13 protein-coding genes are annotated in these 13,964 nt (G+C 70.4%); 8 read left to right on the forward strand and 5 right to left on the reverse strand.

Features of this window, described 5'->3' with window-relative positions:
- Positions 1-95 precede the first annotated feature (95 nt).
- Genes AVL59_RS38205 through AVL59_RS38220 form a run of 4 tightly spaced genes read left to right on the forward strand, consistent with a single transcriptional unit; the run spans position 96 to position 3,729 of the window.
- On the forward strand, positions 96-983 hold the full coding sequence (locus AVL59_RS38205; RefSeq protein WP_067313781.1) for an alkaline phosphatase family protein: 888 nt from the start codon (positions 96-98) through the stop codon (positions 981-983).
- Position 984: 1 nt separating this feature from the next.
- Positions 985-2,256, forward strand: a complete 1,272-nt coding sequence (locus AVL59_RS38210; protein WP_208870516.1) for an MFS transporter — start codon at positions 985-987, stop codon at positions 2,254-2,256.
- Positions 2,253-3,272 (forward strand): TolB family protein, encoded by a 1,020-nt coding sequence (locus tag AVL59_RS38215; RefSeq protein WP_067313783.1) that lies wholly within the window; start codon positions 2,253-2,255, stop codon positions 3,270-3,272. The genes AVL59_RS38210 and AVL59_RS38215 overlap by 4 nt, the downstream gene beginning before the upstream one ends.
- Before the next feature lie 31 nt (positions 3,273-3,303).
- The gene (locus AVL59_RS38220; protein WP_067313785.1) at positions 3,304-3,729 is read left to right on the forward strand and encodes a VOC family protein; all 426 of its coding nucleotides are present in this window, start codon (positions 3,304-3,306) and stop codon (positions 3,727-3,729) included.
- A 21-nt stretch (positions 3,730-3,750) separates the two neighbouring features.
- Here AVL59_RS38220 and AVL59_RS38225 read toward each other — a convergent pair whose 3' ends face one another.
- Together AVL59_RS38225 and glnA are read right to left on the reverse strand one after the other, a co-directional pair.
- Entirely contained in the window at positions 3,751-4,425 is a 675-nt protein-coding gene (locus AVL59_RS38225; protein WP_067313787.1) for a serine/arginine repetitive matrix protein 2, read from the reverse strand.
- Positions 4,426-4,589: 164 nt separating this feature from the next.
- Positions 4,590-5,951: a type I glutamate--ammonia ligase gene (gene glnA, locus AVL59_RS38230; RefSeq protein WP_067318237.1), complete on the reverse strand. Its 1,362-nt coding sequence runs from the start codon at positions 5,949-5,951 to the stop codon at positions 4,590-4,592.
- A 327-nt stretch (positions 5,952-6,278) separates the two neighbouring features.
- On the opposite strand from glnA, the gene AVL59_RS38235 reads away from it, so the two are divergent.
- Positions 6,279-7,463, forward strand: a complete 1,185-nt coding sequence (locus AVL59_RS38235) for a globin domain-containing protein (RefSeq protein WP_067313789.1) — start codon at positions 6,279-6,281, stop codon at positions 7,461-7,463.
- Positions 7,464-7,704: 241 nt separating this feature from the next.
- On the opposite strand, the gene AVL59_RS38240 is transcribed toward AVL59_RS38235, so the two are convergent.
- The gene (locus tag AVL59_RS38240) at positions 7,705-8,745 is read right to left on the reverse strand and encodes an FAD-dependent monooxygenase (protein ID WP_067313791.1); all 1,041 of its coding nucleotides are present in this window, start codon (positions 8,743-8,745) and stop codon (positions 7,705-7,707) included.
- 97 nt (positions 8,746-8,842) lie between these two features.
- A complete protein-coding gene (locus tag AVL59_RS38245) occupies positions 8,843-9,286 on the reverse strand; it encodes an Rrf2 family transcriptional regulator (RefSeq protein WP_067313793.1) in 444 nt (147 codons plus the stop codon).
- A gap of 137 nt (positions 9,287-9,423) precedes the next feature.
- On the opposite strand from AVL59_RS38245, the gene AVL59_RS38250 reads away from it, so the two are divergent.
- The 3 genes from AVL59_RS38250 to AVL59_RS38260 all read left to right on the forward strand — a co-directional run bounded on the left by AVL59_RS38250 (position 9,424) and on the right by AVL59_RS38260 (position 12,907).
- Positions 9,424-10,101, forward strand: coding sequence for a DUF3105 domain-containing protein (locus AVL59_RS38250; protein ID WP_067313795.1), 678 nt, complete (start codon positions 9,424-9,426; stop codon positions 10,099-10,101).
- On the forward strand, positions 10,098-10,727 hold the full coding sequence (locus AVL59_RS38255; protein ID WP_067313796.1) for a DUF305 domain-containing protein: 630 nt from the start codon (positions 10,098-10,100) through the stop codon (positions 10,725-10,727). Before AVL59_RS38250 ends, AVL59_RS38255 begins: the two co-directional genes overlap by 4 nt.
- 233 nt (positions 10,728-10,960) lie before the next feature.
- Entirely contained in the window at positions 10,961-12,907 is a 1,947-nt protein-coding gene (locus AVL59_RS38260) for a S53 family peptidase (RefSeq protein ID WP_067318239.1), read from the forward strand.
- A gap of 162 nt (positions 12,908-13,069) precedes the next feature.
- Here the strand turns inward: AVL59_RS38260 and AVL59_RS38265 are convergent, their stop codons facing one another.
- Positions 13,070-13,930 carry a helix-turn-helix domain-containing protein gene (locus AVL59_RS38265; protein WP_208870517.1) on the reverse strand — a complete coding sequence of 287 codons (861 nt, stop codon included), beginning with the start codon at positions 13,928-13,930 and terminating at the stop codon, positions 13,070-13,072.
- Between the last annotated feature and the right edge of the window lie 34 nt (positions 13,931-13,964).

Here is a 13,964-nt window from a genome sequence, read left to right on the forward strand (position 1 = left end):
CCTCCCGGTTGGGCCATGTGGGGCGCGGGAATGTTCGTGTGTGCATGCTCTGTCCGCACCGCCAGCCCCGTCGTTCCCCCCACCCGGAGGTTGATGTGTCCGGCAGTTCCGTGTACCGCCGTGCCCGTACGCTCGTGGCCTCGGCCACCGCCCTCGCCGCTGCCGCGATCGGACTGTGGACCGGGCTCGGTGGCGAGTCCGCGCACGCCGCGAGCGCCGTTCCCAGCCCGGACCACGTGATCGTCGTGGTCTTCGAGAATCACGCCTACAGCCAGGTCATCGGCTCTTCCAGCGCCCCGTACATCAACTCGCTGAAGTCCGGCGGCGCCAGCCTCAGCCAGTCCTACGCCGAGACCCACCCGAGCCAGCCGAACTACTTCGCCCTGTTCTCCGGCTCCACCCAGGGCATCACGGACGACAGTTGCTACACCCCGGGCTTCTCGTCCGCGCCGAACCTGGCCTCCGAGATGATCGCCGCCGGGCGCAGCTGGGCCAGCTACAACGAGACCCTGCCGAGCCAGGGTTCGACCACGTGCAGCAGTGGCAACTACGCGCGCAAGCACAACCCGTGGTTCGGCTTCGGCAATGTGCCGACCTCAAGTGCCAAGACCTTCTCCCAGTTCCCGACGGACTACTCGACGCTGCCCCAGCTGTCGTTCGTGGTCCCGAACCTGTGCAGCGACATGCACGACTGCTCGGTGTCGACCGGTGACACCTGGCTGAAGAACAACCTCGGCGCCTACGCCACCTGGGCCAAGACCCACAACAGCCTGCTCGTCGTCACCTTCGACGAGGACAACCGGCTCAGCGGCAACCGGATCCCGACCGTCCTGTACGGGCAGCCGGTCACCGCGGGGTCGTCGTCCTCCACCACCTACGACCACTACGACCTGCTGCGCACCCTGGAGGACAGCCAGGGTCTGAGCACGCACGCGGGCAACGCGGCGTCCGCCTCGGACATCACCGGCATCTGGGCGTCCTGAGGTGTACGTAGCGGACAGCCGCGCGAGCAAGGCGCCGGTGTCCGCGGAAGGCGCCGCCCGGTACGCAGTTGCCGGGCGGCGCCGTGCCGCGGTCGCCCCCACCGTGCTCGCTCTCGGCGCGGTCAGCCTCGTCACCGACGTGTCGTCGGAGATGGTGACGGCGGTGCTGCCGCTGTACCTGGTGACGGGACTCGGTCTGTCGCCGCTGGGGTTCGGGCTCCTCGACGGGATCTACAACGGCTTCTCGGCCCTCGTACGGCTGGTGGGCGGGCATCTCGCCGACCGGGGCGGCGGGCGGCACAAGTGGGTGGCGGGGCTGGGGTACGGCATCTCCGCACTGTGCAAACCGCTGCTGCTCGTGGCGCAGACGCTGACGCCGATCGGGCTGATCCTGGCGGCCGACCGCACCGGCAAGGGGCTGCGTACGGCTCCCAGGGACGCGCTGATCTCGCTGGCCAGTACGCCGGAGAACCGGGGGCGCGCCTTCGGGGTGCACCGGGCGATGGACACCGCGGGCGCCCTGCTCGGGCCGCTGGTGGCCTTCCTGATCCTGCGGGCCACCGTGGACGGCTACGACGCGGTGTTCACGGTCAGCTTCTGTGTCGCGGTGCTCGGCGTGCTGGTGCTGGTGCTCTTCGTGCCGGGGGGTCGTCAGGAGGCCGGCGGCGGGGACGGCGCGCGGCCCACCCTGCGTGCCGCGGTGGGGCTGCTGCGGGGACGCGACCTGCGCCGTATCGCGGTCTGTGCCCTGCTGCTGGGCCTCGCCACGGTCAGCGATTCCTTCGTCTATCTGCTGCTGCAACGCCGTCTGGGCGTGCCCGACCGCTGGTTCGCGCTGCTGCCGCTCGGTACGGCGGCCGCCTTCCTGCTGCTGGCCATGCCGCTCGGCCGGCTGGCGGACCGGGTGGGCCGGTGGGCCGTCTTCCTGGCCGGTCACGGGGCCCTTCTGGTCGCGTACGCGCTGCTGCTCACCTCCTGGCACGGCACGGCCCTGCCGTATGTCGTCCTGGCCCTGCACGGCGGCTTCTACGCGGCCACCGACGGGGTGCTGATGGCGGCTGCCTCGGAGGGGGTGCCCGAGGCGCTGCGCTCGTCCGGGCTTGCCGTCGTGCAGACCGGGCAGGCGCTGGCCCGCTTCGCCTGCTCGCTGCTGTTCGGCACGGCCTGGACCCTGTGGGGCGACCGGGCGGCGCTGGCGGGGGCGGCGGGGGCGCTGCTCGTCTGCGCGGTCTTCTCCGTCGTGGTCCGTCCGAAAGGTGCCGTCGCCGTATGACCGTACGCAGTCGCATCCTGATCCTGGTCTCGGCCGTCGCCGTACTGGTGGCGGTCGGGGTGGCGTCCGTGCTGCACGCCTCGGCGCGGGCCGAGCGGCGCGACCATGTGCAGGCGGGCGGGCCGAAGGTCACGTCCGGCACGGTGACGCTGACCGGGCACGGGCGGATGGTGTTCCGCAACATGGCGTGGGGACCGCACCGGGACGAGCTGACACGGGTCCCGGAGTCCGACCCGGCCGGGGCGCGCACCGCCTCGGGCGTCAAGTGCCTGCGCTTCTACGCCGCTTCGGGCACCGGCGTCTGTCTGCAGGCCGTGCACGGGCCGGTCTCCGACACCTACCGCGCCCTGATCCTCGACGCCCGCCTGCACACCCGGGACCGCTACGACGTCCCGGGCATCCCCTCCCGCGCCCGGGTCTCCCCCACCGGGCACTTCGCCGCCTGGACGGCGTTCGTGGGCGGTGACTCGTACGCCGGCACGAACTTCTCCACGCGCACGGCGATCGCGGACACCCGCACGGGTGAGCTGATCCCGTCCCTGGAGGCATTCCGGATCGTCAAGGACGGGCATCCGTACCGGGCGACGGACGTCAACTTCTGGGGCGTGACGTTCGCGGCGGACGACCGCACGTTCTACGCGACACTGGCGACCGAGGGCCGTACGTATCTGGTCCGGGGCGACCTGCGCACGCGCACCGTGACCGCCGTGCACGCGAACGTCGAGTGCCCGTCCCTCTCCCCCGACGGCACCCGCGTCGCCTACAAGAAGCGGGTCAAGGGTCTGTCCAAGGACGCTCCTTGGCATCTGTACGTCCTCGACCTGCGCACGATGCGCGAGACCGCGCTGGCCGAGCCGAGAAGCGTGGACGACCAGGCGGTGTGGAAGGACGCCCGTACGATCGTCTACGCCCTGCCCGGGGACTACGGCGCGGATCTCTACCAGGTCCCGGCGGACGGGTCGGGCCGGGCACGGCGGATCAGCACGGCGGCCGTGTCGCCCGCGTACCTGCCCTGATCGAGGCGGCGGGCGGGGCACAGTAGGGGCCATGAACGAGGACGACAGGAACCTTCTGGGCCGGGGCAGGGTGGCCACCCGGCTGCCCGCCCAGGACCTCGGCCGGGCCCGCCGCTTCTACGCCGAGGTCCTCGGTCTTCGGCCCGTCGACGAACGACCCGGCGGGCTGCTGTACCGGTGCGGGGGAACGGACTTCGTCGTGTTCGCGTCGACGGGGTCCTCGCCCGGCACGTTCACCCAGATGGCCTGGGAGGTCGAGGACATCGAGGCGGTGGTGGCGGAACTGCGGCGGCGCGGGGTGGTCTTCGAGGAGGTCGACGTGCCCGGCTTCCGCACCCGGGACGGGATCGCCGAGGTCGACGGGAACTATCCGAGCAAGGGCGCGCGCGGCGAACGCGGCGCCTGGTTCCGCGACAGCGAGGGCAACCTGCTGGGCATCGGCCAGCCGATGCCCTGAGGTTCCGTCCCTCGCGAGGCGCTAGGACAGCGGGCCGGGCGGATACCCCGGGCCGGGGCCGGAGGGCGGCGGGCCCCACTGGGGTGCGGGGGCCGACATGGCGACGAGCCGACGGCGGTGGCGGCTGCGTCGGACGGCGGTGACGATGGTGATGGTCGCGGCCGCGGCGACCGCGGCGAGGAAGCAGCCGATCCCCGCGAGGATGCCGCCGACCATGGACCCCACCCGGGGTTTGTCTCCCAGCGCGAACTCGGCCGGCCGCTCCGAGGTGCAGGTGAGCGTGTACTCGCCGCTGCTGCCGGGCCTCACCTCGAAGACGCGCTCCCAGGTGCGGGACCCGAGGGTGACGTGGTAGCTGCTGTCCGGCTGGGTCATCGACCCGGGCGGCAGCTGTGGGATCCGGCAGTCGACCCGGCCCTGTCCGGACTGGGAAACGTAGATCGCCTTGGTCTCCCCCTGGACAAAGCCGAACGTCCGCGAGTCACCGCTGGAAAAGCTCCGGGCGGTGTCGACCGCGTGCACCGCGTCCTTCAGCGTCACCGCGATGAAGGCGACACCGGCACCGGCCAGTACGAGCGCCAGCAGTGCCGCCACCACGTACCAGATACGCCGAGGCCGCACGTCCTTCGCCGGAATGTTCGGCGGCATGTGCGGCGGGCCGCCGTACGGTGCCCCCCAGGGAGTCTGTATCGCCACAACGTCGCATGATAGGGCAACCGTTTCAGGGGTCGCGGCCCCGTTCGGTGGTCCATCACTGCGCACTTACGACGGCCCTGGCGCGGACAAAAGCCGTGAGGCCGCCGGTCCACGACCGACGGCCCCACGGGATCGTTTCGCCGGAAAACCGCTCTGGCCTGCGCCTAAAGCACCGGCAGGTTCTTCCGCAGCTCGAACGCCGTGACCTCCGAGCGGTACTCGTGCCATTCGGCCCGCTTATTGCGCAGGAAGAAGTCGAATACGTGCTCGCCGAGCGTCTCGGCGACCAGGTCGCTGCGCTCCATGAGGGTCAGGGCCTCGCCGAGGTTCTGGGGCAGGGGCTCGATGCCCATCGCGCGGCGCTCGGCGTCCGAGAGGGCCCAGACGTCGTCCTCGGCGCCCGGCGGGAGTTCGTAGCCCTCCTCGATGCCCTTGAGGCCCGAGGCGAGCAGGAGGGCGTACGCCAGGTACGGATTCGCGCCGGAGTCCAGGGAGCGGACCTCCACGCGTGCGGAGCCGGTCTTGCCGGGCTTGTACATGGGGACCCGGACGAGGGCCGAGCGGTTGTTGTGGCCCCAGCAGATGTACGAGGGGGCCTCGCCGCCGGCGCCGGCCGTGCGCTCGGAGCCGCCCCAGATGCGCTTGTAGGAGTTCACCCACTGGTTGGTGACCGCGGAGATCTCCGCCGCGTGCTTGAGCAGACCCGCGATGAAGGAGCGGCCGACCTTGGAGAGCTGGTACTCGGCGCCGGACTCGTAGAACGCGTTGCGGTCGCCCTCGAAGAGGGAGAGGTGGGTGTGCATGCCGGAGCCCGGGTGCTCGGAGAAGGGCTTCGGCATGAAGGTCGCCTGGACGCCCTGCTCCAGCGCCACCTGCTTCATGACCAGGCGGAACGTCATGATGTTGTCCGCCGTGGAGAGCGCGTCGGCGTAGCGCAGGTCGATCTCCTGCTGGCCGGGGGCGCCCTCGTGGTGGGAGAACTCGACCGAGATGCCCATCGACTCCAGCATGGTGATCGCCTGGCGGCGGAAGTCCATGCCGACGTTGGTCGGGGTGTGGTCGAAGTAGCCCGAGTTGTCGGCCGGGGTGGGGCGGGAGCCGTCCAGCGGGCGGTCCTTCAGCAGGAAGAACTCGATCTCGGGGTGGGTGTAGAAGGTGAAACCCAGGTCGGAGGTGCGGGCCAGGGCACGCTTGAGCACATAGCGCGGGTCCGCGAAGGACGGGGAGCCGTCCGGCATGAGGATGTCGCAGAACATGCGGGCCGTGCCGGGGGTCTCCGCGCGCCACGGCAGGACCTGGAAGGTCGAGGGGTCCGGCTTGGCGATCATGTCGGACTCGTAGACCCGGGCGAAGCCCTCGATGGCGGAGCCGTCGAAGCCGATGCCCTCGTCGAAGGCCTGTTCCAGCTCGGCGGGGGCCACGGCCACGGACTTGAGGAAGCCCAGCACGTCCGTGAACCACAGGCGTACGAACCGGATGTCACGCTCCTCCAGGGTCCGGAGCACGAACTCCTGCTGCTTGTCCATCTTCAGCTTCCCCATCCTTGCTGGTCAGGCCGCCTTGCCCCGGGTGTCGCCGGAGGCGGTCGGGCACCTGAGCATCACACCACAACAGCGTTTCACGCGCGTTGCGGCCCTTGATCGCCCGTCCGACCCCGGCCTGAACGCCTCGCGTCCGGCAGAGGTACTGCTCTGCTGCCCATCTTGCCTGCTCGGACCGACATCCGTAATGGCCAGTCCGCTTCCTTGCGCGCCGGTCCGCGCCCCCACGTGAGCGAGGCCACGCCCGTTTAATTTGCATCTCAGATGCAAGTTTAAATACGGTGCCGATCAGTCGAGCCGTGAGGAGCCCCGATGCTGTCCGAGCAGTCCGCAGTCACCGTCCGTGCCACGCTTCCCGCCGTCGGCGCGGCCATCGGCGAGATCACCGAGCGCTTCTACGCCCGGCTCTTCGCCGCCCACCCCGAACTGCTGCGGGACCTCTTCAACCGCGGCAACCAGGCCTCCGGCGCCCAGCGGCAGGCCCTCGCCGGTTCCATCGCCGCCTTCGCCACGCAGCTGCTGGAGCACCCGGACCGGCGGCCGGACGCCATGCTCGGCCGCATCGCGCACAAGCACGCCTCCCTCGGTGTGGCGCCCGAGCAGTACGCGGTGGTCCACGAGCACCTCTTCGCCGCGATCGCCGAGGTCCTGGGCGAGGCCGTCACACCCGAGGTCGCGGCCGCCTGGGACGAGGTGTACTGGCTGATGGCGAACGCGCTGATCGCCGTCGAGAGGCGGCTGTACGAGGAGAGCGGCAGCCGTGGCCTCAGGCGGTGGGAGGTCGTCGAGCGCGTCCCCGAGACCGCGGACGTGGTCACGTTCCGGCTGCGGCCGCTCGACGGGGGCCCGGTGGCCGCCTTCCGCGCCGGGCAGTACGTCTCCGTCGGCGTCGCCCTGGCCGACGGCGCCCGGCAGATACGGCAGTACAGCCTCTCCGGCGCCCCGGGCACGGCGCTGCGCCAGATCAGCGTCAAGCGCGTGCACGGCGGTACGGCACCCGACGGCGAGGTCTCGAACCACCTCCACGCGCGCGTGGCGGCGGGCGACGTCCTGGACCTCTCCGAGCCGTACGGCGACCTGGTGCTCGGCGACGCCGAGGACGGGCCCCTGCTGCTCGCCTCGGCCGGCATCGGCGTGACCCCGATGGTCGCGATGCTCGCCTCGCTCGCCGCCGACGGCCACCGCGCCCCGGTCACGGTGGTCCACGGCGACCGCTCCCCCGCCGACCACGCCCTGCGCACCGACCACGAGGCGTACACCGCCAAGCTCCCGGACGCGTCCGCGCACTTCTTCTACGAGCGCGCGGCGGAGCCCGGCACCCGCACCGGCCTGGTCGACCTCTCCGGCATCGCCGTACACCCCGGCACGCGCGCGTACCTGTGCGGCCCGCTGCCCTTCATGCGCGCGGTGCGCACCCAGCTCATGCGGAAGGGCGTGGCCGCGGCCGACATCCACTACGAGGTGTTCGGGCCCGATCTCTGGCTGGCCAAGGGCTGAGAAGCCCCGGCCGGCCGGTCCGCGATACGGGCGTGAAGCCGCTGATCACCCGCCGGCGCCGGGCACGGCTCCGGATCCGGCGCCCGGCTCCGGGGCACGGCGCGCGTCCGGCCACCTGAGCCGGGTCCGCACGCCCGCGGATCCGCCGCGCACATGCGCCGTGGCCCGTGAGGGCATGGGTGGGCGTACGACCGGAATGCGGTGGCCGTGGTCCCTCCGCGTGGCGCCGGCCGCAGGCCCCTCACGCCCCGAAGCTGCGGGCCCCCTCGCGGCCGATCCGCTGGTTCTCGGTCACGTACGGGCGCAGCTCCTGCTCGTAGGAGGCGAAGGCCTTGCCGTGGTCGTCGCAGGCGGCCAGGTGGCGGGCGAGGGCGTGGGCGCCGATCAGGGCCTGGGAGGTGCCCATGCCGGAGGTCGGGGCGGCGCAGTAGCCGGCGTCGCCCACCAGCACCACGCGGCCCTCGGACCAGCGGTCCAGGTGCACCTGGCCGGCCGAGGAGAAGTAGAAGTCGCTCGCGGCGGACATGTCCTCCAGCAGCCGGGGGACGAGCCAGCCGGCGTCGGCCAGCCGCTCACGGGTGACGCGCTCCTGTTCCGCGCGGTCCAGCAGGTCCAGCGCCGGGGAGTCGCTCCCGAAGGACAGACTGACGGCCGCCCGGTCCGGGTCGGCCGCGCTGAACATGTAGACCGCCCGGCCGGGGGCCTGCCACAGCGCTCCCCGGTGGTCCAGGCCGAGGTGGTTCACCGCGCTGAAGCCCGCGCCCGAGAGGCCGAGGTGCCGGATCACCTCGGAGTGCGGGGCGAAGACCAGGCGGCGTACCACGGAGTAGATGCCGTCGGCGCCGACCAGCAGGTCGTAGGTGTCCGGCTCGGACCGCTCGAAGCCGACCCGGACGCCGTGCGCGTCCTGTTCGACGCGGTTGATCGAGTCGTCGAAGACATAGCGCACCGACTGCGCCGTGTGCTCGTGGAGGATGCGGGTCACCTCGCGCTTGGGGACCTCCAGCTCGCCGGCGAAGACCTCGGCCGGCAGCTCGCCGACGCGGTTGCCGTCGGGGTCCAGGAGGTCGGTGCCGGTCATCCCGGTCGCATGTGCGCGGACCTCCTCAAGGATGCCCAGCTCCTCGAGCACCTCGAAGGCCGCGCCCCGGAAGTCGACGGCGTAGCCGCTGTCGCGCAGGGCCGGAGCGCGCTCGACGACGGTCACCTCGTGGCCGTCGCGGTGCAGGAACCAGGCCAGGGCGGGTCCGGCGACGCTGGCGCCGGAGATCAGGATCCTCATACGTACCCCCGTAGTCGATCCACATGGAGGTCTCAGCGTTCACGAGGCCGGTGGAATCGATCAAGGAGCTTTTCCGGCCAAGCGCCGGGACAGGCCCTCAGTCGCCCCGCGGCCCTCTGGAGATGCCCAGGAGCAGGGGGCCGGTCGGATCCGCCACGATCTCCCGCACGGTCACCGGGTCCAGCGCCGCGAAGAACGCCTCCTGGGCCCGGCGCAGGGCGCCCCTGAGGCGGCAGGCGGAGTTCAGGGGACAGGGGGTCGTGCCCTCGCAGTCGACCACGTCGCCCTCGCCCTCGAAGGTGCGGACGATCGCGCCCACGGACGCGTCGCGGCCCTGTTCGGTGAGGGCGAGTCCGCCGCCCCGGCCGCGGCGGGCGTCGACCAGGCCGAGGTGCTGGAGTTCCGCCACGACCTTCGCGGCGTGCGTGTAGGGCACGTCCATGTCCGCCGCGACCTGGCGGGTCGTCGGGCTGACGGTGCCGGAGACGGCGAGCCGCATGAGGACCCTGAGGGCCAGGTCGGTGGAGCGCAGCAGCCGCATACCGCGAGGGTAGGTAATGTGCATCCCGGGTTCAAATTATCCCGTTGTCCCGCCCTCCCTACGGAAGTGCCGGCCGCGCCCATTACGATCGGCGAGCCCCACCCTTCTCGTCCCTTTCCCCCAGAAGGACTGGCCTCATGGGTTCCGCCAAGAACAGCAGCAGCGCGGCGCGCAAGGCGCGCATAGAAGAGATGCGGCGTACCGAGCGTGCCCGCGAGCGCCGCAGCCGGGTGCTCACCATCGCGGCCAGCGTGGTGGTCGTCGCAGGCCTCGTGGTCGGCGGCGTGGTGCTCGTGAACTCCCAGTCGGACAAGAACGACTCCACGGTGAGCGGCGACGCGAAGAGCTCCGGGGACTCCGGGCACTTCACCGACGGCAAGGACGGGGTGAAGACCTGGTCCGGCAAGCTGGCGCGGACGCATGTGACGACCCATGTGACGTACCCGATGCACCCGCCGGTCGGCGGCAACCACAACCCGGTCTGGCTGAACTGCAACGGCGACGTCTACACCAAGCCGGTGCAGGACGAGAACGCCGTGCACGCGCTGGAGCACGGCGCGGTCTGGGTGACGTACACCGGCAAGGCGGCCAAGGCGGACGTCGACGCGCTCGCGGCCAAGGTGAAGAAGACGCCGTACTCGCTGATGAGCCCGTACGAGAACCAGGCCGCCCCGCTGATCCTGTCGGCGTGGGGCCACCAGGTGGCCGTGAAGAGCGCGAACGACCCCGAGGTGAACAAGTTCTTCGCCACCTATGTGCAGGGCCAGCAGACGCCCGAGCCGGGCGCCTCGTGCACCGGCGGGGTCATGAAGTGAGGCGCCTGCACATCGGCTGGGCGGCGGGCGCGGCCGCGGCGGTGCTCGTCGCGGCCGGCGCGATCACCTACGCGGTCGCCGAGGACGGCGGATCGGACCCGAAGACGCCCACCGCCGGGTCCGCCGACGCCGGGTTCGCGCGGGACATGGCCGTCCATCACCAGCAGGCCGTAGAGATGTCGTACATCGTGCGCGACCGCACCCGGAACGAGGAGGTGCGGCGGCTCGCGTACGACATCGCGCAGACGCAGGCCAACCAGCGCGGGATGCTGCTCGGCTGGCTGGATCTTTGGGAGTTGCCGAAGGTGTCCGCCGATCCGCCGATGACCTGGATGGGCATGGGCGACATGGCCTCGGGCAAGGACGGCGCGCTGATGCCGGGCATGGCGACCAACACCGAGATGAAGAAGCTCGGCACGCTCAGCGGCAAGCAGGCGGAGATCTTCTATCTGCAGCTGATGACGGACCATCACAAGGGTGGTATCCACATGGCCGAGGGCTGTGTCGCCAAGTGCGACGTCGGCGTGGAGAAGAGGCTCGCGCAAGGCATGGTCGACGCGCAGCAGTCGGAGATCCAGCTGATGGCCGGGATGCTCAAGGAGCGTAGAGCGCAAGCGCGTTCGTGACCGGCGCGCAAGCCCTTTCGTCACATCGCCGCAGGAACGAAAGGGCCAAATCCCCCCACATGAACATTCCTTGGGCTTCTCTTGACCTTCACGTTCCCCTGGCATGAACGGTTCATCGAAAGAGTGACCCCCATCGTGTGATCGAACCGCGGGTCGACGCCGCCGCGGGCCCGCGCCCGGATCCACGACGTACCGACCACTACATGCATGCGAACCGCATCGCAGGGGGTTCTATGAGATCCAACCGTGCCAAGGCGCGCGCCGGTGTGAGCATGGCAGCGACACTGCCCATGATCGCCGGTGCTCTGGCGCTCGGCATACCCGCGGCGCACGCCGCGGACACCCCGGCCCGTGACGCGCTGGCGGGCACCAAGCCCGCCTGGGCCACGGCCAAGGCGGACAAGGGTGCGACCGCCGACAACGCCCAGGTCAACGCCCGGGTGTACCTGGCCGGCAAGGACCGGGCCGGACTCGCCGCCTACGCCAAGGCCGTGTCCGACCCCAGCTCGCCGCTCTACGGCAAGTACCTGAACGCCAAGAAGGCGCAGGCCCGCTTCGGTGCCACCAAGGCCCAGGTGGCCGCCGTCAAGTCCTGGCTGAAGTCGGCCGGACTGCAGGTCACCGAGGTCACCGCGCACTACGTCGCCGTCTCCGGTGACGTGTCCGCCGCCGAGAAGGCGTTCGGCACCCAGCTGCACAACTTCACCAAGGGCGGCAAGACCTACCGCGCCCCCGCGAAGTCCGCGTCCGCGCCGGCCGGCCTGAAGGGCGCCGTCCTCACCGTCACCGGTCTGGACACCGCGCCGCACAAGTCGACCCACGACGACCAGCTGCCGCCGCCGGACGCCGTGTTCAAGAACTCCGGGCCGTTCTCCTCGTACTACGGCTCGAAGATCGCCACCACCCTCCCGGACGCCTACGGCCAGAAGATCCCGTACGCGATCAAGGGTTACACCGGCAAGCAGCTGCGCTCCGTCTACGGCGCCGGCGACTACACCGGCAAGCACGTCCGCGTCGCCATCACGGACGCGTACGCCTCGCCGACCATCGCCTTCGACGCCGGCAACTACGCGCTGAAGAACGGTGACGCGGCCTGGAAGACCGGCCAGCTGCACCAGGTGCTGCCGAACAACTACACCAAGACCAAGGAGTGCGGCGCGGCCGGCTGGTACGGCGAGGAGACCCTCGACGTCGAGGCCGTGCACGCGGTCGCGCCGGACGCCGACGTCACCTACGTGGGCGCCGCGTCCTGCTACGACGCCGATCTGCTCGACTCGCTCAGCAAGGTCGTCGACAACCACCTGGCCGACATCGTCTCCAACTCCTGGGGCGACATCGAGGCCAACCAGACGCCGGACCTCGCGGCCGCCTACGACCAGGTCTTCCAGCTGGGCGCGGTCCAGGGCATCGGCTTCTACTTCTCCTCCGGCGACGACGGCGACCAGGCCGCCAAGTCCGGTACGAAGCAGGTCGACACCCCGGCCAACTCGGCGTGGGTGACGGCGGTCGGCGGTACCTCGCTGGCCGTCGGCAAGGGCGACTCGTACCAGTGGGAGACCGGCTGGGGCACCGAAAAGGCGACCCTGTCGGCCGACGGCAAGAGCTGGACGAACTTCCCCGGCGCCTTCACCTCGGGCGCGGGCGGCGGCACCAGCAAGAACGTGCCGCAGCCGTACTACCAGAAGGGCATCGTCCCGAAGGCGCTGGCCACGGCCAACAACGCCGCCGGCAACCGCGTCGTCCCGGACATCGCGGCCATCGCCGACCCGAACACCGGCTTCCTGGTCGGCCAGACCCAGACCTTCCCTGACGGCACCGAGCAGTACAGCGAGTACCGCATCGGCGGCACCTCGCTGGCCGCCCCGGTGATCGCGGCGGTCCAGGCGCTGGCCCAGGAGGCCGGCGGCGGCAAGGCGCTCGGCTTCGCCAACCCGGCGATCTACGCCAAGTACGGCAAGAAGGGCATGTTCCACGACGTCACGGACAACCCGACCGGCTCCGGCCTGGCGGTGGCCCGTATCGACTTCGTGAACGGCCTGGACGCCACCGGCGGCCTCGCGACCTCGGTCCGCACCCTCGGCAAGGACAGCTCGCTGTCCGCGGTGAAGGGCTACGACGACGTGACGGGCGTGGGTTCGCCCGCGGACGGCTACGTCCAGTCGTACGGCACGAAGCACTGACGCTCCGCTGAGCGGCGGGGGGCGTGGGGTCCTGGTGGCCTCGCGCCCCCTTTGCGTTACTGCGACTTGTGAGAGGTGATGAAGGGGGTCCAGGCGGTGGGGGCTGCTTCGACGCAGGCGTCCTCGAAGTCGCTGCTGTAGGTCGACTTGTACCGGCGGGTGTTACGCAAGTCGGGCATGATGCTTGCCATTTCTGTAGTCCTCGGCCGCTCGCTCGATGATCCTCAGGGACGTCTCGGTATCCAGGGCGGCAGCCTTGAGCCGGCCGTATGCCTTCGAGTACTGCCTCACCAGCACCGGGTCATCGATCAACTGGCCGCTGTCCATGCTCTCCGTGTACATGACCGACGGAGCGTCGGCAAAGGTCATGAACTTCGCCGGGCCCATCATGAAAGGGTGCGCGCCCGAATTCCGCAGTACCAACTGTGTAAATGTCCGGCGCTTGCGCAGCACCTCCACGATGTGGGCGAGCTGTTCTGCCATCTCGTTCGGCGGAAGGATCGGCTCCCACAAGATGGACTCGTGCAGAACAACCCAGCTTTCGGGTGAGTCCTTGTCCTCGAAGAGCCACGCGCGGCTCCGCCGACCAGCGACCTTCGCCGCCAGGTCTTCCTCGGACTCCGTAGGGTAGGCCGCCAGGACGATGGCCCTGATGTACGGCTCCAGTTGAAGCGGCCCCGGAATCAGTCTCGGGTCCCACTCCTCGATCTCCCGCGCCTGCTCCTCCAGTTCCAGTACGTCGGCGAAGTACTCGGCGTAGCCACCCTTCCTCGCCTTCCGGACGTCCTCGCAATGCCGCTCGAAGAACCCGTCCGTGCTCAGCACACGATCCACATGCCGAGCGAGATCCAACGGAATACGCCGCTGCCCGCGCTCGATGTCACTCAGGAGCGACTTGCCGTAGAAACTGCCTTCGACCAGCTTCTCCAAGGACAGCCCGGCTTTCTCCCGTTGCCACCGCAGCTCCTTGCCATGGAAGTCCAGGACGCTGATCGAGCCGTCGATGTCCTTACGCCGCGCCACGCTCACCCCCGTCACTCGCCGTGCTTTTTCCGCT

The organism is Streptomyces griseochromogenes, assembly GCF_001542625.1.
Classification (GTDB): Bacteria; Actinomycetota; Actinomycetes; order Streptomycetales; family Streptomycetaceae; genus Streptomyces; species Streptomyces griseochromogenes.

Excerpts from the sequence above, each read along its gene's own strand:
- AVL59_RS38215 (WP_067313783.1), top strand. The coding sequence starts at position 2,253 with ATGACCGTACGCAGTCGCATCCTGATCCTGGTCTCGGCCGTCGCCGTA.
- AVL59_RS38220 (WP_067313785.1), top strand. The coding sequence starts at position 3,304 with ATGAACGAGGACGACAGGAACCTTCTGGGCCGGGGCAGGGTGGCCACC.
- glnA (WP_067318237.1), bottom strand. The coding sequence starts at position 5,951 with ATGGACAAGCAGCAGGAGTTCGTGCTCCGGACCCTGGAGGAGCGTGAC.
- AVL59_RS38235 (WP_067313789.1), top strand. The coding sequence starts at position 6,279 with ATGCTGTCCGAGCAGTCCGCAGTCACCGTCCGTGCCACGCTTCCCGCC.
- AVL59_RS38240 (WP_067313791.1), bottom strand. The coding sequence starts at position 8,745 with ATGAGGATCCTGATCTCCGGCGCCAGCGTCGCCGGACCCGCCCTGGCC.
- AVL59_RS38245 (WP_067313793.1), bottom strand. The coding sequence starts at position 9,286 with ATGCGGCTGCTGCGCTCCACCGACCTGGCCCTCAGGGTCCTCATGCGG.
- AVL59_RS38250 (WP_067313795.1), top strand. The coding sequence starts at position 9,424 with ATGGGTTCCGCCAAGAACAGCAGCAGCGCGGCGCGCAAGGCGCGCATA.
- AVL59_RS38260 (WP_067318239.1), top strand. The coding sequence starts at position 10,961 with ATGAGATCCAACCGTGCCAAGGCGCGCGCCGGTGTGAGCATGGCAGCG.